Source organism: Microbacterium sp. NPDC090281, from assembly GCF_044769635.1.
In the GTDB taxonomy this organism is placed as follows: Bacteria; Actinomycetota; Actinomycetes; order Actinomycetales; family Microbacteriaceae; genus Microbacterium.
Genome location: NZ_JBIVYH010000002.1, coordinates 597,013 through 619,029 on the forward strand (window position 1 = coordinate 597,013; position 22,017 = coordinate 619,029).

Sequence of the window (22,017 nt, forward strand, 5' to 3'; positions counted from 1 at the left end):
GCTCAGCCTCCCACGACCGACAGAGACGTGGGCGAAAGGATGCGCGACCGGGCGATGGGGTTCTCGAGAGTTCCGGCGTACATGAGCGACGAGGACTGGTCCGCGAGGTCGACCATGCGCAGCGTGTTGCGCAGCTGCAGACGGTTCAGGCACGAGTGGGCGAAGGCATCGGCCCGCAGATCGACGAGAGAATCCAGATCGGGATGCTCGTCGGCGTGCTCGTCGACCGTCTCCGCGACCAGGCGCCAGAACTCCGTCTCACTCAGCGTGCCGTCGACGTGGAGGATGCCGGCCAGATGCCGCAGCACCCCGTCGAAGACGTCGGTGAACACCGCGAGCGCCTTCTCCTGATCGTCGACGGGGGCGACGATGCGTCGCACGTCTTCCGGCAACGCGCGATCCGCCAGCACGGCCACCTCCTCGCCGATGTCCTTCATGAACACGCCGGTCGGCACATGCCCCTCGAGAATGAGGATGAGGTTCTCGCCGTGCGGCATGAAGGCGAGGTCATGGGCCAGCAGGCTGTGCACGATCGGTCGGAGATAGGCACGCAGGAAGCGTCGGACCCACACGGGCGCGGGAATGCCGGAGGCACGGATCAGCGCGGTGACCACCGACGCGCCTTCGCCGTCCCGGTGCAGGAGCGACGCCAGAGTCGCCAGCCGCTGAGACCCGGTCAGCAGTGGGACAGGACTCTCACGCCAGAGCGCGGCGAGCATCTTCCGGTGGGCGGACGGCTCCGCGGTGCGGTGATACACATCGCCCGTGTAGCCGATCGCCGCGCGCTCACGGAGCACCTGGAAGCCGGCCCCCGCGAACGTCGGATCCGCGGCCACGACCGCGGCGACCCAATCGTTGATCGCAGGAGTGACGCGCATGTACGCCGGCGAGAGGCCCCGGAGGAACCCCATGTTCTGCACCGCGAGAGCGGTCTTCACGTAGTGCCGGTGCGGGTGCGAGACGTTGAACATGGTCCGCACCGACTGCTGGGCGCGGTAGTCGTCGTCGCTCTCGCCGATGAGGACGAGGTCGCGCCTGGCGAGGTCGGGGGCGAAAGTGATCGTCACGCGGTTCTCCCACTGCCACGGATGCACCGGGAGCAGGAGGAAATCGGTCGGATCCTCGCCCAGCTCGCGAAGCCGGGAGGCGAAGCGGTCGCTCTCGGCCGGACTCAGCTCTCCTGACAACAGCGCCTCTTCGGTGAGGCCGGCGCCGAGCGAGAGGTGAGCGGCCGATCGGCGAGCGGCGACCCACACCATGCGGAACGCCCGCGCGGCCTCCGGGGCGAACGCTGCGTGATCGGCGACGCCGAAGCCGATGCGTCCGTTGTTCGCGACGAACCCCGGATGCCCCTCGGTCATCGCGGCCTCGATCGTCTGGAAGTCGGCGGCGACCAGCTCCGGCGCCGACGGTCCGCGCTGAGCGATCTTGAACATCGAGCCGGCGAGCGTGGAGGCGATCTCCTCCAGGTACAGCGGGAGGAGATCGTCCGACAGGCCGAGCGTCGGCTGCAGCTCGAGGATCAACTGCTGCGCGTCCAGCACGCTCTCCGTCCCGTCGACGAGGCGGCGGATGCTGCTCTCCTCGATGATCCAGTGCTCGAGCTCGGTGCGCAGAGCCTGGAACCGGTACTCGACGCCGGTGGAGGGCACACCGAGCCGCCACCCGTCATCGCCGCAGGCTTCCGGGACGATCAGCCGTTCGTGGCTGAACTCCGCGAGCGCCTTGGCGACGAGGTGGCGCTGCGCGCGCTCGAGCGCATCGGGGGTCAGGTGGGCGGCGGGGGCGATCATGCGCGTCCCTCTCGGTCGAGGCGGAGGAGTTCGGAATTCGCGAAACCGGCGCGGGTGCACACCGACAGCATCGCGGTCTTGAGGTGGTCGCCCTCGTCGATGACGACCTCGCGCAGCTCCTCGAAGCCGGCGCGCACGTTCTTCGCGCGGATGCGCGCGTTGCCCGCATCCGGTTCGACGACCACCCGCGCCGCACCGAGCTCGTCGAAGCACCACCGCATCACGGCGGCGAAGACGGCATCGGTCAGCCCGTGCCGGTGGGTCCCGCCCGGGGGCGACACGAGCACATGCATGCCGATGTCCCCCGGCACCGCGTCGTGGATCCCCGTCAGCAGCACCCGTGCCGGGTCATAGGTCTCGGCATAGAACGTCGGGGTCCCGTCGACCAGCCCGAGCCAGGGCTGTTGCGCGGGATCTGCGTCGAGAGCGGCGAGGTAGCTCTCGATGGCGGCGACATCCAGGTCTGTCATGCCCCAGTACGCCGAGTGGGGGTCTGCCAGCCAGCGGTGCAGCAGGGCCGCGTCGCGCTTCGGGCTGGCGGCGGTGATCGACGTGTCGAGCCCGGTCGTCGTCGTCATCGCACGACCTCCCCGCCGACCGCGGACGTGCGCCTGGCTGCGGTCGGGACGCCGAAGTCCTGGAACGCGATCCGACGCTCGATCGGATAGACCTCGCGTCCCACGATCGACGCGAGGATCGAGGAATTGCGCCACGCGCCGAAACCGAGATCCGGAGCGGTCAGGCCATGCGTGTGCTCTTCGCCGTTCTGCACGAACACGCGTCCGCGGCCCCCGTCGACGCTGTAGTCGCGCGCGACGTCCAACCTCCCGAGGGCATCCCAGTCCAGGCGGTCGGCGATGCCCTGGAGGAAGGGCGGCGTCTGAGCGGAGTATCCGGTGGCGAGGATCAGCGAGGCGGTGTCCCACTCGTGCTGCTCTCCGAGTTGGCCGTGCTGCAGCGTCAGCCGGTAGCGATCACCGTCCCACTCCGCGACGGTGACCTCGGTGTCGGTGAGGAGCGTCGTCGGCACCGGCCCCTCGGCGCTGAGCCGGTAGAGGGTGTCGTAGATGTCGTCGATGAGATCGGCCGAGATGCCCTTGTACAGGCTCCGCTGCTCGCGGCCCAGGTGCTGTCTCAGAGCGACGGGAAGGGCGTGGAAGTGGTCGGTGTACTCCGGCGAGGTCATCTCCAGAGTGAGCTTCGTGTACTCCATCGGGAAGAAGCGCGGCGACCGCGTGATCCAGTCGAGACGGTAGGAGCCGTCGCGTGCGCCCTCGAGGAGGTCGCGGTAGATCTCGGCAGCCGACTGGCCGCTGCCGACCACGGTGATCGAGTCCGTCGCCCGCAGCGCATCGCGATTCTCCAGGTAGGCCGAGCTGTGCACGGCGTGGCCGGCGACGTCGCGGAGAGCCGGCGGGATCGTCGGGGTCGTGCCGACGCCGACCACGACGTGCCTGGCGCGCAGCGTGCGCTCCTCTCCGGTGTCGGTCCGCATCGCCTGCACCACGTAGACGTCGTTGACGGGATCGTGCTCGACCCGGACGACCTCATGGTTCCAGTGCAGCTGCCGCAGCTGTCCGGCCGCCCAACGGCAATAGGCGTCGTATTCGGCGCGCAGGGCGTAGAAGCTCTCACGGATGTAGAACGGGTAGAGCCGCCCCGCCTGCTTCAGCCAGTTGAGGAACGAGTACGGCGAGGTGGGGTCGGCCATGGTCACGAGATCCGCCAGGAACGGCACCTGGATGGTCGATCCCTCGATCATCATCCCCGGATGCCAGCGGAACCCGTCGGCACGGTCGAGGAGCACCGCGTCCAGCCCGAGCGGTTCCGCGAGGCAGGCGAGCCCCAGGTTGAAGGGGCCGATGCCGATGCCGATCAGGTCGTGCACGTCCGCGGTCATGCCGAGGCCTCCGCGGCGACGAGATCCGGCGAGATCCCCGCGAGAGCAGTCGCCGTGTCCTTCACCATCTCCAGGATCTCCCGCACGTCGTCGAGGGTGGTGTCGGGGTTGAGGAGCGTCAGCTTCAGGCACGGCCTCCCGTCGATCACCGTCTTGGCGACGAGCGCCCGGCCGGACTCGAACAGCACGCGGCGCACCCCCGCCACGAGCTCGTCCTGCATCAGGGGCGATGCGCCTTCCGGGCACACACGGAAGAGCACGGTGCTGAGCTGGGTGCGGGCGACCAGCTCGAGCTCGGGATCCGCCTCGACCAGGTCGCCGGCATCGGCAGCCAGGTCGATGACCGCGTCGAACAGCGCCCCGATCTGCGCCGCCCCCATCGATCGGAGCGTCACCCACAGCTTCAGCGCATCGAAGCGGCGCGTGGTCTGCAGCGACTTGTCCACCTGGTTGGGCTCGTGATTCTCCAGCGGGTTGAGGTAGTCGGCATGCCAGGCGCCGGCAGCCAGATCGCGAGGATCGCGCACGAGCAGGGAGCTGGAGGAGACCGGCTGGAAGAAGCTCTTGTGGAAGTCGACCGTCACCGACCGCGCACGCTCGATGCCGTCGAGAAGGTGCCGGCGCCGGGACGAGAGCAGGAGCCCTCCTCCGTAGGCGGCATCCACATGCAGCCACAGACCGCGGGCGTCGCACACCGCGGCGATGCCCGCGAGATCGTCGATCACCCCGCGGTCGGTGGTGCCTGCGGTGGCGACGACGGCCATCGGCACCCGGCCGTCGGCCACGGCCGCGGAGACCGCCGCGTCGAGTTCGGCCGGGAGCATCCGCCCCTCTCCGTCATCGGCCACCTCGACGACCGCGTCATCGGCGAGGCCGAGGAGCAGGGACGACTTGCCGACACTGAAGTGGCTGGAAGCCGCGGTGAAGACGACCAGGCGGGCGATTGTCGCCGTACGCGAGCCCTCGATCTCTGCCAGCGCCGCCTCTCTGGCCAGGAACAGCGCGTGGAAGTTCGACTGGGTACCGCCCGAGGTGAAGATGCCGTCGCCCGCGGCGAAGCCCACCCACTCCGTCACGGTCTCGATCAGCCGGCGCTCCATCAGGGTGCCGACCGTCGACTGGTCGTAGGTGTCGACCGAGGTGTTCACGGCCGCGAGGATCGTCTCGGCCGCGACGGCGGGGATGGCGACGGGGCAGTTCAGGTGCGCGGCATACAGCGGGTGATGGAACCACACGGCGTGGGCGAGGAAGAGCTCGTCGACCTCGCGGATCGCCGACGGAGTACCGACGCCCGCACCCGCGAGATCGACCCGGTCCACGAGTTCCTGCAGTTCTCCGAGGGAGGCACCGGAGGCGGGTTGCCGGGTCTCGGCGAACCTCGCAGCCACCCGAGACGCGGTACGCGCGATCTGGGAGCGGTAGACATCGACGGTCGAGGACGTGAGCAGGTCAGACACCATTCAACTCCTAAAGTTAGGTGTGCCTATCCTTACACATTATATTTGGACAGCGTAGAAGAATGCCTCGACGGAGGTGCCCCACATGTGGCGTCGGCGGATCGTCTGACAGTGGCCTCGTGATGGCCGGCGTTAACGCAGAAACGGCCTCCACCGAAGTGGAAGCCGTTCCTCTACTGTCTCAACACAGTGTGCGCCCGAAGGGACTCGAACCCCTAACCTTCTGATCCGTAGTCAGATGCTCTATCCATTGAGCTACGGGCGCCCAGCCCGCTCAGCGGGCCGTGGAACAGCCTACAACAGTCCCGACGGGAAAGCGAAACGAGGCCTCAGTCGTCTGCTGCGGCCGCTTTCTGCTGCTTCTTGCGACGTTTGGCCTTCGCTCTCTGCTCCGACGAGAGCGCCTGCAGATCGACGAGTCGCAGCGCCTGCATGCGTGCTTCGCGCATGCGGTTGTAGTCGGGGTCCTGATCAGGACGCATGCCCTCGACCCGCAGTCGACGGTCGAGGTTGTGACGCACATCGGCCCACGCCGCATCCCTCGCCTCCTCGACGATCTGGGCGAGACGCTCTCGGTCTTGCATGATCTCCCGCAGTCGCACGGCGACCCCGGTGGACTGCTTGGCCCGACGACGCAGGTTTCGCACATCTCGGTCGCGGTAGTCGTGCGTGCCGACCGGATCGGAGTGTCGACCTCTGGCGCGTTTACGCAGCGCGGTGACGGTGGCGGCGGCTTCTTCCGACTCCTCGGCCATCGCCCGGAGCGCCTCACGGGCGTCGTCGATGTACTTCTCCATGTCGAAGACGCCGTCTTCGGCGATGGTGCCGATGAGGATGTGATTCTTCACGGCGAGGCGCGCGGCAGCGGTCGCGATCGCGACGCCTTCGGCGATGGCATCCGCTGTTCGTCCCACCGGTACCTCCTCCCCTTGAGCGTAGCGGTATCACTGCGGCGCAGTGTCGGCCAGAATGGTTCCGGATCAGCTTGCCCCACCCATCCGACATCCGCCGGTACGCCCCGGATCGGGCCCCGCAGGAGACTCATGAAGCATCTCGATCTCACCGGCAGCACCACCGTGATCACCGGCGCCGCGAACGGCATGGGCGCCGACATCGCGCGCCTGCTGGCCGCCCGCGGGACCCACCTCGCCCTGATCGATCACGACGCCGCCGCGCTCGCGACAGTGGCTGGAGAGCTGCGAGGCGCGCGGGTGACGACGCATGTGGTCGACCTCCGCGACGACGAGGCCGTGTTCGCCGCCGCCGCCGAGATCAGCGCGGCCCACCCGCGGATCAACGCCCTCATCACGTGCGCCGGCTCATCGATGCTCGGCAACCTCGACCAGCTCACGATGGAGGAGATGCGCTGGCTCACCGACGTGAACCTCTGGGGCACGGTCTCCGTGACCAAGGCCCTGCTCCCCGCACTCCGTGCCGCACCTGCCGCCCACATCACGCACCTGGCCAGCGTCTATGCGCTCGCAGCTCCCGCCGGTCGGATCCCGTACGCGGTGAGCAAGTTCGCCGTCCGCGCGTTCTCCGAGGCGCTGCGGCACGAGCTCGAAGGCACCTCGGTCACCGTCGGCGCCGTCTACCCGGCAGGGGTCCGCACCGGGATCATCCTGCACGGCCGCTACGCCGCCGCGATCGACCCGGCCGTCGCCTCTCGCGCCGCGGAAGCTCAGGCCGCGATGTATCACACGGAGCCCGCGGATGCCGCGGCGCGCATCGTCCGCGCGACCGAGCGGCGAGCGGTGCGCACCATGGTCGGCCGGGAGGCCCGCCTGATCGACGTGCTCACGCGCATCGCCCCGTCTTCGTACTGGCGGGTGATGCGGCGCCCCCTGCGCGCGGCGATCGACACGACGACGCCCGCGGCCTGAACCGGGCGCGAGAACCGGCGCCTCTCAGCGGACGGCGCCCACCCAGATGCCGGACGCCCAGGCCTGCTGGTCTCCGTCGCAGCCGACCGAACCGGGGTACCCCCGGACGAGGGCCATGCAGTTGGCGAGGAACTCCGGGTCGCCGCCGAACATCGACCCGTAGGCGCCCGACGAGGTGAGAGCGCCCCACACCCGGAACTGGTAGATGTGCGCGAGCTCGTGCGCCATGGCCCAGTTCAGTCGCCCGGAGCCCCAGTTCGCGATGTCGGCGCGGTACTTGATGTATCCGTTGCTGTTCGCGCACGCGGGGGCGTTCCCACCCGCGCACGACGACGACTCGTACAACCCGATCCCCCCGCCGCCGACGAGATCGAGGGCGGCCCGCACGCGCGCATACCCGTCCGGTCCGCTGGATGACCAGATGGGCCCGCCGGGGCCGGAGCTCTGCGCAGCCTGCCACGATGCGACCTCGGTGCCGACCTTCTCGGTGAGCGCGTGGATGGTCGCCGTGGCCGCAGCCACCGTGTCCGGATTCTCCTTCTCGGCCAGCACGGTCTGCTGCGCCGAGAGTGCGGCAGACCGGTGGGCCGCGGTGTCGACTCTTCCGTCTGCGCCCTTCAGAGCCGTGGTCAGAGCCTCGACCTCGGTGAGGAACGCCGGACGCAGAGCGAGCACGGCGGCACGGTCGGCGGTGTCCTGCTCCGCGCGCTCGACGGCGCCGTCGAGGTAGTCGGTGCGCTGGCCGGCATCGTGGTACTGCTCGTTCACGGCGACGAGCTCGGCGACTGCCGCCGCACGCTCCTGCTCGAGTGCGTCCGCCCGGGCGAACATTCCTGCGCCCAGCAGGACCGACGCCGCCACCGTGACCGACAGCACCCGCCGGATCACTGCAGGAACCCTGTCGTGTCGGCGAGCTCGGTGTCCTGCTCGGCGAGTTGCGAACGCAGGGCCGTGAGCTTCTCGGCGAGCTCGAGGTTCTCGCCGCGCGACTCATCGAGGGCGCGCTCGACCCGCACGATCTCCGCTTTGACCGCGGCGACCGCTGTCAGACGCTCTTGATCGGCGATCGCGACGAGCGTGATCCCACCGAGAAGCAACAGGCATCCGACGGCGACAGCAAGATTCCGCATCTCGCTCCCCAGGACAGCGCGAACAGTTCCGGACCGACTCCGATCGCCCCAATATACAACCGGAGCCGCCACGGTTGTCCCCGAGACCCGCGCGGGAACGAACCGGGCCATTCAGACCATCAGATCGCTGTCGTCGGCAAGACGCCGTTCCGCTGCGGACTGCCCGCTGGCGAGGTGTGCGGGGACGATCCGGCGCAGCGCATCGGTGTCGCGCGCGGTCAGCGCCTCGAGGATGATGCGATGCTCGTCGGCCATCGCGAGCAGATCATCATGCTGGCCGAACAACCACCGCAGGCGGGTGAGGAAGACGGCGATGAGCTCGCCGAGCATCTCATTCGCGGCGAGCTCGACGGCGATCTCGTGGAACTCGGCCGCGGCGACTCTCGCAGCCTCCGAGTCCTCGGCGCGGGCGGCCGCCAGCTCGCGCTCGTAGGCGTCGCGGATGCGGGCGATACCGGCTTCGTCGTGCCGCTCGGCCGCGAAGACGAAGATCAGCGTCTCGATGGCCTCGCGCACCTCGGCGAAGTCCTGGATGTCGCGGTGCGTGAACTCCCGGACCACAGCCCAGGTGCGAGGGCGAGCGACCACGACTCCCTCGGCGACGAGCGTACGGATGGCTTCGCGCACCGGCAGCCGGGACACGCCGAGCTCTGCCGCGATATCGCGCTCCACCAGCCGGGCCCCCGGAACGCGCCGACCCAGGATGATGTCGTCGCGAAGAATCCGCGTGACTCTCACCGACTCGAGTTCACCGTTTGCTGCTATAGCCCCCGCCATCTGGGCATTCTCGCATTGTCGGCGGCGTTTCATCAACTTTTGGTATCCCAACGCCTCCGCCCCCGCTCCGCCATCGGGTCGGCGGCGAGGGCGCGCAGGTCCTGCGGCGCCCTCGCCCGGGCCCCGGTCAGGGCAGGCGGTTGGCGATCGCGAGGTTCGCGGTCAGCTCCTCGGCGTTCTGCCGTACCACGTAGGCCGGACGGTCGCGCTCGACCCGCCACGACTCGCTGAGCGCTCCGACATTCACCGTGTCGAAGCCGGCCTCGTCGTAGAACCGCGTCACGAAGGCGACGGCCTCGGCATCATCCCCCGCAGTGGCCAGAGCACGACGACCTGCGGTCCCCGCGGGCTTGCCGTCGCTGGTGATCTCCGACGCGTAGATGTGGTTGAACGCCTTCGCGATCTTCGAATCCGGAAGGGCCCGCTGCACCAGCTCCGACGTCGTGGTCTCCCCCTTGTCGAGGGCATCGATGTGCCCGTCGCGCTCGAAGTAGTAGTTGTTCGTATCGAGCACGATCTTGCCGGCGAGCTGCTCGGCCGGAAGGCTGTCGATCGCACGCAACGGCACCGTGACGACGGCGACGTCGGCTGCCGAAGCCGCATCCTCCGCGGTGGCCGCCTTGGCACGCGGCCCGAGCTCCGCGACCAGGTCGGAGAGGGTCTCCGGCCCCCGCGAGTTGGCGATCACCACGTCGTAGCCGTTCGCCACCGCGACTCGTGCGACCTGGCTGCCGATGTGTCCTGCACCGATGATTCCGAGAGTTGTCATGTTCGGCCCAACGTACGGGGCGCACGACTATTCCCGCCGAGTCGCCCGATGACCGACACTCAGAGATCGCGCAGCAGACTCTCCTCGGTGCGACGGTAGCCGAGCCTTTCGTAGAGCTCCACGGCGCCCGTATTGAAGCCGAAGACGTGCAGTCCGATCGAGTCGGCGCCGAGTCGACGGGCCTCGCGCTCGGCAGCGTGCATCAGCTCGCGACCGTACCCCTTCCGCCGCTGATCCGCGGCGACCTCGATATCGAGGATGAACGCGTGCGGACGCCCATCTCGTTCGCGCATGCCGAACCAGAGGATGCCCACCTCGACCCCGTCGACGGATGCGGTGAACAGCTCCTGTCCCTCGGTGTCGAGCCCGTGCGGAAGCTCAGCGATCATCTGGCGATGCGACTCCGCGGCCGCGTCCTCCCGGGTGTAGCGCCCCGACTCGACGAGGTCTTGAGCGAACCCCTCCTCCGACGCCGCGGCGAAACGGGTGAAGCGCTGCGCGGTCATCGGCGACACCTCGACGTGAGGTGCGACCTCGCGCACGGGCATCGGCTCGATCACCATCTGAATCGACGCGAGCTCGAATCCGCGCCCATCGACGAACGCCCGGCCGGCCACATCGTGCGGAAAGAGGGAGGCACCCATCCTGCTCGCGCCGCCCTCGCGCCCGATCGCCACGATCCCCGCGAGCAGGTCGTCGTTCTGGGCGTCTGTCAACGGTGAGCCGAGATCGAGGTCGAGGATGAACAGCTTGTGGTCGCTGATGACGAGCCAGAGCGTTCCGAGCTCTCCCTGTACGTCGTCATCGATGCGGAGGACACGCACCGATGGTGTTGCCAGGCCATCGGGCAGCAGGCTCTCGAGGACCTCGTCGGCGAAGGTGACGGCGTCGGCACCGATGCGCCTGCGCGATGCCCGGTTGCCGTCGATGATGTGCTCGCGGGCGGCCGCACGCCACTCATCGAAACGGTCGGCCGGCAGAGGCTTCAGGCGCAGTGACATGCGTCCATCCTGCACCTCAGCTGCGGGTGAGCGCGTCTTCTGCGGCGACCCAGGCGAGCATGGCGCACTTGACGCGCGCCACGTACTTCGACACCCCGCCGAGGGCTGCGGCATCGCCGAGCAGCTCCTCATCCGGCTCGATCTTGCCGCGCGAGCGCATCGCCTCACGGAACGCCGCGATGCGGACCTCGAGGTCGTCGACCGTGAGCCCCTCGGCGAGTTCTGCGAGCAACGAGGCAGAAGCCTGGGAGATCGCGCACCCGTGCCCCTCCCACGCGATCGCCTCGACGCTGCCGTCGGCATCGCGATGCACCTGCAGCGTGATCTCGTCGCCGCAGGTCGGGTTCAGCTGATGCGACTGCGCCGCGATCTCATCGCGCAGCCCATAGCCGTGCGGGGTGCGCGAGTGATCGAGGATCAGCTCCTGGTAAAGGTTCTGCAGGTCGCTCATGCGCCCCTCCGGAAGAAGTCGATGGCGCCGGCGACGCCATCGATCACAGCGTCCACCTCGGCATCGGTCGTGTACAGGTAGGTGCTCGCCCTCGTCGACGAGGTCACGCCGAGGCGGCGGTGCAACGGCTGGGCGCAGTGATGGCCGACGCGCACGGCGATGCCGAGATCGTCGAGGAACTGGCCGACGTCGTGCGAGTGGATGCCCTCGACGTCGAAGGCAGCGAGGCCCACGCGAGGCAGGTCGATGCCGGCGCCGAGAACACGCACGCCGTCGATCGCGCTCAGCCCGTCGACGAGTCGGCGACCGAAGGCTGCCTCGTGCGCGGCGATGCGCGGCATCCCCACCTCGGTCAGATAGCCAACGGCCGCGGCGAGCGCGATCACCTGCGAGACACGCTGCGTGCCGGCCTCGAAGCGCTGCGGCGGCGGGAGGTACTCGGCCGAGGTTGTGGTGACCGTGGTGATCATCGAGCCGCCGGTCAAGAACGGGGGCATGTCAGCCAGCACCTCACGGCGTCCGTAGAGCGCGCCGATGCCGGTGGGACCGAGCATCTTGTGGCCGGAGAGCACGGCGAAGTCGACATCGAGCGCGTGCACGTCGAGCGGCAGATGCGGTGCCGACTGGCAGGCGTCGAGCAGCGTCAACGCACCGACCTCGCGGGCGAGGGCGACCAGCTGGTCTGCGGGGTTGATCACACCGAGCACGTTCGAGACGTGTGTGAACGCGACGAGCTTCGTGCGCGCGGTGATCAGCTCGGCCGCAGCGTCGAGCCGCAGTGCTCCGTCATCGTCGAGGGGGATGACCTTCAGCGTCGCTCCGGTGCGCGCTGCGAGCTCCTGCCACGGGATGAGGTTCGCGTGGTGCTCCATCTCGGTGGTCACGATCTCGTCGCCCTCGCGGAGCCGGAAGCGCTCGGCGGCTGCTCCCCCGCGCCCGAGCGACGCGTTCGAGAGCGAATAGGCGACGAGGTTGATCGCCTCGGTCGCGTTCGACGTCCAGACGATCTCGTCGTCATCGGCGCCGACGAAACGCGCGACGGCGGCACGGGCGTCTTCGAACAGCTCGGTCGCCTCGGCGGCGAGCGTGTGCGCCCCACGGTGCACTGCCGAGTTCATGGAGGTCGCGAAGTCGCGCTCGGCATCGAGCACCGCGGTCGGACGCTGCGAAGTCGCCCCGGAATCCAGGTACACGAGCGGATGCCCGTGCACCCGCGCTGCCAGGATCGGGAAGTCCCCGCGGATGCGCCGCACCTCGGCCTCGTTCAGGGGGGCGATCACGTCGACACCGGGAGAAACGCTCATCGTTCCAGTTTCCCACCTGTGGGAGACGGGTGGGCGCGGTCTCGTCGGTCAGCGCCCGCCGAGCATCTTCTCGTCGGCGACCTCGTCGTAGCGATCCTGCGCGTCACGGACGTCTTCGACATGCGACTCCGCCCAGACCTGCAGCGCCTGGAGCGGCTCGTGCAGGGTCCGCCCGAGAGGGGTGAGCAGATACCGGGAATGCCCATCGTCACCGACGCGGCGATCCAGCATGCCGTCGCGCTCGAGCGCGCGAAGCGTGTCGACGAGCACCTTCTTCGTGATCCCGTCCATCCGCTGGTGCAGCTCGCCGAAGCGCAGCGGCTGCTCGTGCAGGAGGACGACGATCATCGCGGTCCACTTGTTCGCGATGCGTGCGAGAGACGCGCGAGACGGGCAGCTGGCGGAGAACACGGTCCACTCGCTCGACATGCGCCCTCCCTCCCGGTGACGTTGAAGTAACCGCGCCCCTGGCGAGACGCTGGATGCTCAGAATACCGACCCAACCAGAAGGAGCATCATGTCGGCGATCGATGTCGTAGGACAGTACGGTGCGGCCATGGCCGCGGGAGACATGGAGGCGCTCGCTGCGACCTTCCACCCGGATGCCGTGTGGCACCAGCCCGGAGCGAACCAGGTGTCGGGCGATCATGTCGGCCCTGACGCGATCCTCGCGCACCTCGGCCGATTCATGGAGCTGAGCGGCGGCACGTTCGCGCTCGAGACCGAATCGGCGACCGAGAGCGGCGACCTGGTGTCGGCCACCGTGCGCTTCCGCGCGCAGCGTGCGGGACAGGAAGATCTCGACCAGCACGGCGTCGACGTCTTCCGCGTCGTCGACGGCCGCATCGTCGAGGTCTGGCTGATGAGCGAGGACCAGGACGCGGAGGACCGCTTCTGGGGCAAGGCCTGACCATCCGGTGTCGGGCGCTTCGAAGATCGACCGCCCGGCACCCGTACCTCTAGGCTCATCCCATGATCGCCCAGGACACGCTGCTCGCCTTCATCGTCGCGGCGTTCGTCATGGTCGTGATCCCCGGACCCACCGTGCTCTTCACGATCGGGCGGGCCATGTCGCTCGGACGCATGGGCGGATTCCTCAGCATCCTCGGCACGGCGATCGGTTCGATCGTCCTCGTCGTGGCCGTCGCACTCGGCGTCGGCACGGTGATCGCGCAGTCGGTCGTGCTCTTCACGATCGTCAAGGTGCTCGGTGCCGGCTACCTGATCTTCCTCGGGATCCAGGCCATCAGACACCGCAAGGACGCGGCACGGGCCATGGTCGCCACGCAGGCGAGACGCTCCGGGTGGCGGCTGCTCACCGAGGGATTCGTCGTCGGCGTCACCAACCCGAAGTCGATCGCGTTCTTCCTCGCGATACTGCCGCAGTTCGTCGACCTGCAGGCCGGTTCCGTGCCTGCGCAGCTCCTCCTGCTCGGAGTCATCGTCGTGGCGATCGGCGTGACCTGCGACGCCGTGTGGGTGCTCCTCGCGAGCGCGGCCCGCGAGTGGTTCGGCCGGTCTCCTCGGCGCATCGAGGCGATGGGCGCGACCGGCGGCGGGCTGATGATCGCGCTCGGCGCCTTCCTCCTGGTGTGGAGCGAGAAGCCCGCGACCGCGTGAACATCCGAGCGCGTGATCACATGCGCGCGAACCGGGCACGGGCGATGCAGAAGACTCCGTAGACGGCGAACCCCGCACCCACGGCGCCGAGGATGACAGGCCCCGAAGGCAGCGCGAGCAGGCTGTGCAGGGCGGCATCCAGCCCCGCCCCCTTCTCCGGGTCCTGCGTCACCGCGGCCACGACGAACAGCACCCCGGTGACGGCCACGGCGATGCCCTTGCCGAAGTAGCCGATCACCCCGAGAGTCACGATGCCGCCGCGCGCGGCCCCCGATGGCAGATCGAGCAGCTTCTCGAAGCCCCTCGTGAAGCCGCCGACGACGAAGCCCACGCCGACGCCCGCCACCGCGAGACCGATGATGACGAGCAGCACCACGCCTCCGGGAGCCGAGAGCACAACCGAACTGAGGGTCTTCGAGGCCGTCTCCGAGTCGGCGCGGCCGCCCACGGCGTAGATGAGGGCCATGGCGGCGACGACGAGGTAGGAGAGCGAGATGCCGAAGAGCTTGAAGCGCTGACCCCACTTCTTCGTCTCCGCGGGGTCGGCGGCGAGGAAGGCGCTCGCGATCTGCCACACGGCCAGCGCGATCAGGCCGACGGCGACGAGCACGAGCAGCAGTCCTCCGACGGGATTCTGACGGATCTGCTCCATCGCACCGTCTTGATCGGCGTCCCCCGATGCACCGGCCGCGATGGAGATGGCGATCGATCCGATCACGACGTGGATCAGCCCGAGGACGACGAATCCGACGCGGGCGATCCGCCGGAAGGCCGACGACCCCTTGGCGACGCGCGCCGCATGCTTGACCGTGCTCATCGATGAAGAGTATCCGTCGGCGGCCGACTCCGAAGAGGGGCTTGATTATTCGAGGGATCGCGCCGGTCAGGCGCTCGGTACGACGGGTTGGCGGAGGATGGTGCGCAGCTTCGCGGGGTCGGTGCGGCGCAGGTCGCTCAGGTAGATCTCGTGGTGCAGCTCCCGCATCTGCAAGCCGCTCTCGGGGATGAAACGCTGGTGCAGGTCATCGAGCACCGGGCCCTCATCGTCGAACGGGCCGATGTGCAGCGTCTGCACGCTCGTGCCCTCGTCGAGCGTCTCCAGCCGCACGGCCTCCAGAGCGGGCACCGGCTCCTTCTTCTTCACGGCCTTCTGTGCCACGGCCTCCACGGCGTCGGAGAACATCGACGCGGTGACGTGGTCGCCGACCATGATCATCATCGTCCACAGCCAGGCCGACTTGTCCCGGCGTGAGGTGAAGGACTCCATGTCGGGCGCGTGCCAGAGACCTTCGAGCGGCATCACGACCGTATCGATGCCGAGCTCGTCCCGGCTGGCGAACTTGAGCGTGTAGGCCACGGGGAACAGCGCCGAGACGGCCTGTGCGTAAGCGGGAGAGGTGTTCGGATCACCCGCACCGTCGACCATCAGGTACTGCATGGGCGGCACGTCGATGACGCGGAACTCGCCCCGCTTCGCCCGGTATGAATCGAGTGTCTTCTTGGGGTCGATCGCCGCCATGACGTGCCTCCCTCGGTCGTGCGGCCAGTGTCGCACAGGCCTCGGACACGTGTCGGCTGAGCGCCCGGCCGTCAGCGCCCGGCGTCGACCGACAGCAGGGCCCGCAGTTCGTCCCGCTCTGCACGGCCGATGGCGCTCTCGCCGAGTGTCGGCGCCGACCCGATGAGCAGCCGCGTATAGGGATGCCGAGGGGCGTTCACGATCCGCGCCGTCTCCCCCTCCTCCACCACGTGCCCCCGGAACAGCACCACGGTGCGGTCGGTGAGACCGGCGACCGAACCGAGGTCGTGCGAGATGAACACGAGCGCGACGCCGGAGTCCCGCAGCTTCGCGAGGATGCCGAGCACCTTGGAGCGGTTCGCCGAGTCGAGGGCGCTGACCGGCTCGTCGAGCACGATGACCTTCGGGTCGGTGATGAGGGCGCGCGCGATGGCGACCCGTTGCCGCTGGCCGCCGGAGATCTCGGCGGGGAACCGGTGCAGGATGCTCTCGGGCAGCGCGACCGTCTCGAGGTCCGCGGCGATGCGCGTGGCGATCTCGGTCCGACTGAGTCTGCCCTGCAACTCGAGCGGCTCGGCCAGGGACTCCCCCAGCGTGCGCTCCGGATCCAGGCTCTTCAACGGGTCCTGGAACACGTACTGGATGATGCCTTCCCGACGGAAGCGCCGCCAGCGGGCGGCCGAGAACATGGTGATGTCGTCGCCGCCGACGAGCACCGAGCCGGCGTCCGGACGTTTGAGCCCGAGCAGGGCGCGGGCGAACGAGGTCTTGCCTGAACCCGTCTCGCCGATGATGCCGACGGCCTCGCCGGCACGCAGCTGCAACCCGACGCCGAACAGCACCTGACGCGCATGGGAGCCCTTGCCGTACACGACGTCGATCCCTGACGCGTCGAGCAGCGGATCGTCTTCACGAGTCATGTCGAACGGCCCCTTCCAGGTAACGATCGAGCCCGTACTGCTGATGCTCCTGCACCAGCAGGCGGGTGTATTCGTGTTGCGGCGCGAAGAGCACGTCGCTGGTCCGCCCTCGCTCGACCACGATCCCGTCGCGCATGACGATCACGTGGTCGGCCACCTGGGCGACGACGGCGAGGTCGTGCGAGACCACGATCAGCGACAGCCCGAACGACTCCCGCAGGTCATCGAACAGGTCGAGCACCTCCGCCTGCACGGTCACGTCGAGAGCAGTCGTCGCCTCATCGGCAATCAGGATCCGAGGTTCGAGTGAGATCGCGATCGCGAGCAGCACGCGCTGCAGCATCCCTCCCGAGAGCTCGTGCGGGAACTGCCGGTAGACCAGGTCGGCGTTCTCGAGACGCACCAGGGTCAGCAGCCGATGAGCCTCGACCTTCGCCGCGCCCCGCCGCAGTCCGCGGCGCACCCTGAGCACTTCGCTCAGCTGGCGCCCGACCGTGATCGCCGGGTTCAGGAACGAACCGGGGTCCTGGAAGATCGCCGCGACGTCTCCCCCGCGAAGCGCCTGCCATTGCTTCGCGCTGAACGTCGAGGCGTCCCGCCCGCGCAGCTCGATGGCCCCGCCGTCGACGTCGAACGAGTCGGGCAGGATGCCGAGGATCGCCCGCAGCGTGATGGTCTTGCCGCTGCCGGATTCCCCGACGATGCCGAGGACCTCGCCTTCGCGAAGAGAGAAGTCGACGCCCTTCACGACATCGACGCCGTCGAGTCGGTTGCGGACCCGGAGATCCCGTACCGCGAGGATCACCTCCGGTTCGGTGTCGAGAAGCAGTTCGGCGCTCATGAGCGGCCCTCCGTCGTGGTCTGCAGCTCTGGCACCGGCGTGCGACGGCGGTCTCGACGCGAATCGGACTTCGCCAGGAGCGCCCGCCCTGACTCGCCGCTGACATCGCGGATCGCGTCGGCGAGGATGTTGAAGCCCCAGACCGTCAGCACGATGACTGCCGACGGGAAGATCGGGGCGAACGGACGCTGGGTCAGATATCCCAGGTCGGAGGCGAGCAGCCCGCCCCAGGTCGGGGTCGGCGGCTGCACTCCGATGCCGAGGAAACTGAGCGCCGCCACCGCGACCAGTCCGATCGCGAGCGTGTTCGCCAGGGCTATCGCGATCGGCGGAAGCACTTTGCCCCAGACGTGCGTGCGCACGATCCACCCGAGCCCCGCGCCCGAGAGCACCGCAGCCTCGACGTAGGCGGAGGTCGCCACCGACAGCGTGGCCGCTCTCGCCACCCGATAGAACACGGGGGCGACCAGGATGCCGACGGCGAACATCGCCTGCGTGATGCCGTTTCCGAGCAGCGCGGTCATCGCGACGGCGAACACCAGGAACGGCAGCGCGATGAGGGTGTCGATGATGCGGAGTGTGACCCACTCGAACGTGCGCCCGAGGTACACCGAGAGGATTCCGGGGACGGCTCCGACGAACAGGGCGATGAGCCCCACCTGCGCCGCGCTCACCACGCTCAGGGTCGAGCCGGCCAGCAACCGGCTCAGGGTGTCGCGGCCCAGGTAGTCGGTGCCGAGCCAGTGCGCCCACGACGGCTCCTGGAGGATCTCCTTCGTCGTCAGCAGCGGGTCGTACGGCGCGAGGAGCGGTCCGAACGCCGCGAGGAACACGACGATCAGCAGCAGGGCGACGCCGAAGCGTCCGCTCGGAAGGCGCAGGATCTTGCGGATCATCAGATTCCCCTCGCCCCGGCTGGGATCAACCGGTTGAGCACGATGTTGACCAGCAGGTTGAAGACCACGACGACCACGATCGAGATCACGAGCACGCCCTGCACTGCCGGCACATCGCCGCGCAGCGCCGAGTCGGCGGCGAACCGCCCGTAGCCCGCGATCCCGAAGATCGTCTCGGTGACGACCGCTCCGCCCAGGAGCGCGGGGAACTTGAGGCCGAGGATCGCCACCGTCGGCCCGACGCCGTTTCGCAGCCCGTGTGCGAAGAAGATGCGCTGCGGGCTGAGCCCGCGCACGCGCGCCCCGACGATGTAGTTCTGCCGGTAGACGTCGACGAGCCCGACCCGCAGCTGCCGCGCGACGTCTGCGACCGTGTCGACGCTCAGTGCGATCGCCGGCAGCGTCGCGAACCAGAGCCACGATCCGAGCCCCTGGCTGAACGGGGCGTACCCGGTCGCGGGGAACCAGTGCAGGGTCACCGCGAAGACCGACACCAGGAGGATGCCGACGATGAAGGGCGGGAGGGTGGAGATCACCGCGGCGAATGCCGTGATCCCCCGGTCCAGCAGCGATCCCTGCCGCGCCGCCGCCAGGGCGCCGAGGGCCGCACCGACCACCACGCCGATCAAAAGCGCGAACCCGGCGATCGACAGGCTGATGACGGCGCGATCCCACAGCACCTCCGAGACCGGGAAGCCGTTGTACCAGCTGGTGCCGAGGTCGCCGCGCAGCAGCGATCCGAACCACTGGAAGTACTGCACGAGGAAGGGCTGATCGAGACCCCACTCGGCCTCGATCTTCGCGACCGCCTCCGGTGTCGCGTTGTCCCCCAGGATCAGATAGGCCGGGCTCAGTCCGCTCAGCTCCCGCAGCCAGAACGTCACGAAGGTGCCGAGGACGAACACGGGGACGAAGACCGAGACCGGTCGAGCGATCGCCAGGAAGACCCGACGCCCACGACGACGCACCACGGCCCGGCGCTCATCGACGGGCGGTCGGTGCGGCGGCGGTATGAGGAACGGCTTCTCGACGCGAGTCTTCTCGAGCTCGGTCGGCGCGATGTCGATGACCATGGTGGTACTCCCAGCGGTTCGAGGTTCGAGTTCGAGGTTCAGGCCGCCGCGACAGCGCCGACCTTGCCATGACGGGCGACGGGCAGAAGAGGGTAGATCTCCTCCGCGATGTGCACGAACGATTCGCGATAGTGCTCGCCGTCGTAGTCGAGCGGCACGCTGAAGAGGTAGTCGGTGGAGGAGGTCACGGTGGGGTCGGCGAGCAGTCCCTCCGCGATCTGCTCCGGCGACCCGAAGAGGATCGAGAACCCGTGCAGGATGTCTTCGACCGAACCCTCCCTGGCGACTCCGGGCAGGGCACGGGGATTGCGCTGGAGATGGTCTTGGAAGAGCCGGACGGCCTCGGCCGCGTCCCGAGCGGGCAGGATCGACCGGGACACCCCGATCCGCGGCGCCGCCGAGGAGTCCAGCCCGTCGAGATAGGCCTCGACGAGCGGACGCTGCGCCGGCCCGGTGTTCCCACCGGCCACGAACCGATGCAGCTGCAGCCCATCGCCGGCGGTGCCGATGGCCCGTGCGGTCGTGACGTTGCCGGTCGCCTGCCAGATCCGCGACGGGAGCCGGCCGACCGGCGGGTAGAGCCCGTACTCGGTTCCGTCGCTCCCGGTCTCGGTGTGCGCGAAGGCCGCGCGCAACCGGGCCAGCGTCTCGGTGTACAGCTCTTCGCGTTCACGCTCGTCGAGCCCGAAGGCATGGTACGCCGCGGTGGAGAAGCCCCCCGGATTCCCCTTGCCGATGCCGAGTTCGACCCGGTCGTCGCCGATCGTGTTCACGAGAGATGCCGTCTCGGCGATGCGCAGCGGATTGTCGAGCGCGAGCGGCACGACCGCCGTGCCGAGGCGGAGGCGCGTCGTGCGCTGAGTCAGCGCGGCGAGCAGCGTGAGCGCCGACGGCGAGCCGATGTCGGAGAAGTGCCCCTCCGCCAACCAGTACGTCTCGAAGCCGAGCTGCTCGATCCGCTGGGCGTTCTCGAACAAGGTGGCGAACGTGTCCGCGGCATTCACGGAACGGGGAGGCACCTCGAACAGTGACAGTCCCGGCTTGATCGGTGTGGTCGTCATGTCATCCTCGCTCTCGTCGTGTCGGTGCCGGCCGCGTCAGTCGCCGACCGTCACCCCTGCCCAGTTGAGCCACCCCTGCCCGTTCTGGAAGTTCGACGAGATGTCAGAGGTCTTCACCCAGGTGCTCGCCGAGGCCGCCAGCGGGATCACTGATCCGTCGAGGAAGCCGATCTCGTTCGCCGCACGCACCCGGTCGAGGAACTCGGGGTCGTCGATCGGGGTCGCTCGCAGCTCGGTGATAGCGGCCTGGAAGGCGTCGGTCGTGTACGGCGAGCTCAGGTTCAGCACGCCGTTGACGTCGAAGTGCTCGGTGAGCAACTGCGTCGGCGAGTTGCGGCCGACCCAGCCGTAGAGCGAGAAAGCCGTCTCCTTTGCGAAGTAGCCCTTCGCCCAGTTCGGGTCGTTGTCGATCTTCACGGTGACGCCCACGTCGGCGAGCTGTGCCTGGACGAGCTCGGGGTAGGCGCTGTTCTGGAACGGCGAGGGACTCAGGGTCACCTCTAATCCGTCGCCGTAGCCGGCTTCGGCGAGGAGCGCCTTCGCCTTCTTCGGGTCGTACTCGAAAGCGGTCTCGAGGTCTTCGTTGAACGCCGCGTGCTCGGACGGCACGATCTGGTGCGTCACCTCGCCTTCGCCGAGGAGCACACTGTCGACGAACGCCTGCTGGTCGATGGCGTAGCGGAACGCCTCGACCACTCGCTCGTCGGTGAAGGGCTCGACCTTGCGATTGACGTTGAGGAACTGCACGCCCCAGTTCGTGGAGATGTCGGAGACCAGGTCGAGACCGGCATCCCGAGCCTCCTGGATCTGCGCGCCGCTGACCTGCGAGAAGTTGTACACGCCGGTCTGGATGCCGGAGACGACGGATGACGCGTCCACGCCGAAGGAGATCTCGATGCGGTCGATGTGGATCTCGTCGGCGTTCCAGTAGTCGTCGAACTTCTCCAGATAGATGTGCGACTCCGGCACGTACTCGACGACCTTGAAGGGACCGGCGCCGACGGGCAGGCGGGAGTTCAGGGCGGCGGCATCGTCTGCGGTGGCGGTGGCCTTCTGGCTCGTGAGGAACCCGGCCCGGATGCTCAGCAGATACGGCACCTGGTAGTCGACGCTCTTGAGGTGCACCGTGAAGTCCAGATCACTGTCTGCCGTCACCGTGTCGATGTTGCTGTACGAGCCGAGCAGCGCGGAGTTCTCCTGCGTCTTCGCACGGTTGAAGTAGAAGGCGGCGGCCTCCGCGTTCACCGGCGACCCGTCCTGGAACGTGAGCCCGTCTTTGAGGGTGAACGTCACGGCGGTGCCGTCGTCGTTGTACTCCCACGACTCGACGAGACCGGGAGCGGGCTTGCCGTCCTTCTCGGTGAGCAGGGGCTCGTAGATGGCGCCGAGCGTGAGGGATGCCCCGGTCGCACCGGTGACCACCGGGTCCCAGTTGCCCTGCGGAACAGACGCTGCCCACTTGATGACGGCGGGCTCTGATCCGCCCGATCCGTCGGCGCCAGACGACGGCGCGCTCGCGCATCCCGTCAGCAGCAGGGCGGTTGCGGCGACGGCGGCGATCAGTGCGCGGGCCGGCCGCGCGACGGTGCGATTCATGATGGTGCTCTCCTCGGGTTCGGGTG

Annotated in this window: 24 protein-coding genes and 1 tRNA gene; 3 read left to right on the top strand and 22 right to left on the bottom strand. The window is 68.6% G+C overall.

Going from position 1 to position 22,017, the window contains the following annotated elements:
- Positions 1-2: 2 nt before the first annotated feature.
- The 6 genes from ACIQTX_RS17075 to ACIQTX_RS17100 all read right to left on the bottom strand — a co-directional run bounded on the left by ACIQTX_RS17075 (position 3) and on the right by ACIQTX_RS17100 (position 6,064).
- Positions 3-1,793 (bottom strand): IucA/IucC family protein, encoded by a 1,791-nt coding sequence (locus ACIQTX_RS17075; protein ID WP_402974349.1) that lies wholly within the window; start codon positions 1,791-1,793, stop codon positions 3-5.
- Positions 1,790-2,371: a GNAT family N-acetyltransferase gene (locus tag ACIQTX_RS17080; RefSeq protein ID WP_402974352.1), complete on the bottom strand. Its 582-nt coding sequence runs from the start codon at positions 2,369-2,371 to the stop codon at positions 1,790-1,792. Before ACIQTX_RS17080 ends, ACIQTX_RS17075 begins: the two co-directional genes overlap by 4 nt.
- Positions 2,368-3,693, bottom strand: coding sequence for a lysine N(6)-hydroxylase/L-ornithine N(5)-oxygenase family protein (locus ACIQTX_RS17085; RefSeq protein WP_402974355.1), 1,326 nt, complete (start codon positions 3,691-3,693; stop codon positions 2,368-2,370). Before ACIQTX_RS17085 ends, ACIQTX_RS17080 begins: the two co-directional genes overlap by 4 nt.
- Entirely contained in the window at positions 3,690-5,153 is a 1,464-nt protein-coding gene (locus ACIQTX_RS17090) for a pyridoxal phosphate-dependent decarboxylase family protein (protein WP_402974358.1), read from the bottom strand. Before ACIQTX_RS17090 ends, ACIQTX_RS17085 begins: the two co-directional genes overlap by 4 nt.
- Positions 5,154-5,342: 189 nt before the next feature.
- Positions 5,343-5,415 (bottom strand) — tRNA-Arg (locus ACIQTX_RS17095).
- A 64-nt stretch (positions 5,416-5,479) separates the two neighbouring features.
- Positions 5,480-6,064: a hypothetical protein gene (locus ACIQTX_RS17100; protein WP_028502088.1), complete on the bottom strand. Its 585-nt coding sequence runs from the start codon at positions 6,062-6,064 to the stop codon at positions 5,480-5,482.
- Positions 6,065-6,193: 129 nt separating this feature from the next.
- Here ACIQTX_RS17100 and ACIQTX_RS17105 point away from each other — a divergent pair, with 129 nt between their 5' ends.
- On the top strand, positions 6,194-7,033 hold the full coding sequence (locus ACIQTX_RS17105; RefSeq protein WP_402974361.1) for an SDR family NAD(P)-dependent oxidoreductase: 840 nt from the start codon (positions 6,194-6,196) through the stop codon (positions 7,031-7,033).
- A 24-nt stretch (positions 7,034-7,057) separates the two neighbouring features.
- On the opposite strand, the gene ACIQTX_RS17110 is transcribed toward ACIQTX_RS17105, so the two are convergent.
- The 8 genes from ACIQTX_RS17110 to ACIQTX_RS17145 form a co-directional block, all read right to left on the bottom strand.
- Entirely contained in the window at positions 7,058-7,921 is an 864-nt protein-coding gene (locus ACIQTX_RS17110) for a hypothetical protein (protein ID WP_402974364.1), read from the bottom strand.
- Positions 7,918-8,163, bottom strand: a complete 246-nt coding sequence (locus ACIQTX_RS17115; protein ID WP_028502085.1) for a hypothetical protein — start codon at positions 8,161-8,163, stop codon at positions 7,918-7,920. Before ACIQTX_RS17115 ends, ACIQTX_RS17110 begins: the two co-directional genes overlap by 4 nt.
- A gap of 111 nt (positions 8,164-8,274) precedes the next feature.
- Positions 8,275-8,940 (bottom strand): GntR family transcriptional regulator, encoded by a 666-nt coding sequence (locus ACIQTX_RS17120; RefSeq protein ID WP_402974367.1) that lies wholly within the window; start codon positions 8,938-8,940, stop codon positions 8,275-8,277.
- A gap of 127 nt (positions 8,941-9,067) precedes the next feature.
- Positions 9,068-9,709 (bottom strand): NADPH-dependent F420 reductase, encoded by a 642-nt coding sequence (locus ACIQTX_RS17125; RefSeq protein WP_105526436.1) that lies wholly within the window; start codon positions 9,707-9,709, stop codon positions 9,068-9,070.
- 59 nt (positions 9,710-9,768) lie between these two features.
- Complete coding sequence (locus ACIQTX_RS17130; RefSeq protein WP_402974371.1) at positions 9,769-10,710, bottom strand: GNAT family N-acetyltransferase; 942 nt, start codon at positions 10,708-10,710, stop codon at positions 9,769-9,771.
- 16 nt (positions 10,711-10,726) lie between these two features.
- The gene (gene sufU / locus ACIQTX_RS17135; RefSeq protein WP_028502083.1) at positions 10,727-11,161 is read right to left on the bottom strand and encodes a Fe-S cluster assembly sulfur transfer protein SufU; all 435 of its coding nucleotides are present in this window, start codon (positions 11,159-11,161) and stop codon (positions 10,727-10,729) included.
- The gene (locus tag ACIQTX_RS17140; RefSeq protein ID WP_402974375.1) at positions 11,158-12,465 is read right to left on the bottom strand and encodes an aminotransferase class V-fold PLP-dependent enzyme; all 1,308 of its coding nucleotides are present in this window, start codon (positions 12,463-12,465) and stop codon (positions 11,158-11,160) included. Before ACIQTX_RS17140 ends, sufU begins: the two co-directional genes overlap by 4 nt.
- Before the next feature lie 48 nt (positions 12,466-12,513).
- The gene (locus ACIQTX_RS17145) at positions 12,514-12,894 is read right to left on the bottom strand and encodes a winged helix-turn-helix transcriptional regulator (RefSeq protein ID WP_402974378.1); all 381 of its coding nucleotides are present in this window, start codon (positions 12,892-12,894) and stop codon (positions 12,514-12,516) included.
- A gap of 88 nt (positions 12,895-12,982) precedes the next feature.
- Between ACIQTX_RS17145 and ACIQTX_RS17150 the strand changes: the two genes are divergently transcribed.
- Together ACIQTX_RS17150 and ACIQTX_RS17155 are read left to right on the top strand one after the other, a co-directional pair.
- The gene (locus ACIQTX_RS17150) at positions 12,983-13,375 is read left to right on the top strand and encodes a nuclear transport factor 2 family protein (protein WP_402974381.1); all 393 of its coding nucleotides are present in this window, start codon (positions 12,983-12,985) and stop codon (positions 13,373-13,375) included.
- A 62-nt stretch (positions 13,376-13,437) separates the two neighbouring features.
- Complete coding sequence (locus tag ACIQTX_RS17155; RefSeq protein ID WP_105526430.1) at positions 13,438-14,085, top strand: LysE family translocator; 648 nt, start codon at positions 13,438-13,440, stop codon at positions 14,083-14,085.
- Between the two features lie 16 nt (positions 14,086-14,101).
- Here the strand turns inward: ACIQTX_RS17155 and ACIQTX_RS17160 are convergent, their stop codons facing one another.
- From ACIQTX_RS17160 to ACIQTX_RS17195, 8 genes are all read right to left on the bottom strand, one after another.
- Complete coding sequence (locus ACIQTX_RS17160) at positions 14,102-14,902, bottom strand: DUF1206 domain-containing protein (RefSeq protein ID WP_402974385.1); 801 nt, start codon at positions 14,900-14,902, stop codon at positions 14,102-14,104.
- A 66-nt stretch (positions 14,903-14,968) separates the two neighbouring features.
- A complete protein-coding gene (locus tag ACIQTX_RS17165) occupies positions 14,969-15,604 on the bottom strand; it encodes a GyrI-like domain-containing protein (protein ID WP_402974388.1) in 636 nt (211 codons plus the stop codon).
- A 71-nt stretch (positions 15,605-15,675) separates the two neighbouring features.
- Entirely contained in the window at positions 15,676-16,524 is an 849-nt protein-coding gene (locus tag ACIQTX_RS17170; protein ID WP_402974391.1) for an ABC transporter ATP-binding protein, read from the bottom strand.
- The gene (locus ACIQTX_RS17175; protein WP_402974394.1) at positions 16,514-17,365 is read right to left on the bottom strand and encodes an ABC transporter ATP-binding protein; all 852 of its coding nucleotides are present in this window, start codon (positions 17,363-17,365) and stop codon (positions 16,514-16,516) included. Before ACIQTX_RS17175 ends, ACIQTX_RS17170 begins: the two co-directional genes overlap by 11 nt.
- Positions 17,362-18,261, bottom strand: coding sequence for an ABC transporter permease (locus ACIQTX_RS17180; protein ID WP_402974397.1), 900 nt, complete (start codon positions 18,259-18,261; stop codon positions 17,362-17,364). The genes ACIQTX_RS17175 and ACIQTX_RS17180 overlap by 4 nt, the downstream gene beginning before the upstream one ends.
- Entirely contained in the window at positions 18,261-19,334 is a 1,074-nt protein-coding gene (locus ACIQTX_RS17185; protein ID WP_402974400.1) for an ABC transporter permease, read from the bottom strand. The genes ACIQTX_RS17180 and ACIQTX_RS17185 overlap by 1 nt, the downstream gene beginning before the upstream one ends.
- 38 nt (positions 19,335-19,372) lie before the next feature.
- Positions 19,373-20,395 carry an LLM class flavin-dependent oxidoreductase gene (locus ACIQTX_RS17190; RefSeq protein WP_402974403.1) on the bottom strand — a complete coding sequence of 341 codons (1,023 nt, stop codon included), beginning with the start codon at positions 20,393-20,395 and terminating at the stop codon, positions 19,373-19,375.
- Between the two features lie 36 nt (positions 20,396-20,431).
- Positions 20,432-21,991 carry an ABC transporter substrate-binding protein gene (locus ACIQTX_RS17195; RefSeq protein WP_402974405.1) on the bottom strand — a complete coding sequence of 520 codons (1,560 nt, stop codon included), beginning with the start codon at positions 21,989-21,991 and terminating at the stop codon, positions 20,432-20,434.
- Positions 21,992-22,017 lie beyond the last annotated feature (26 nt).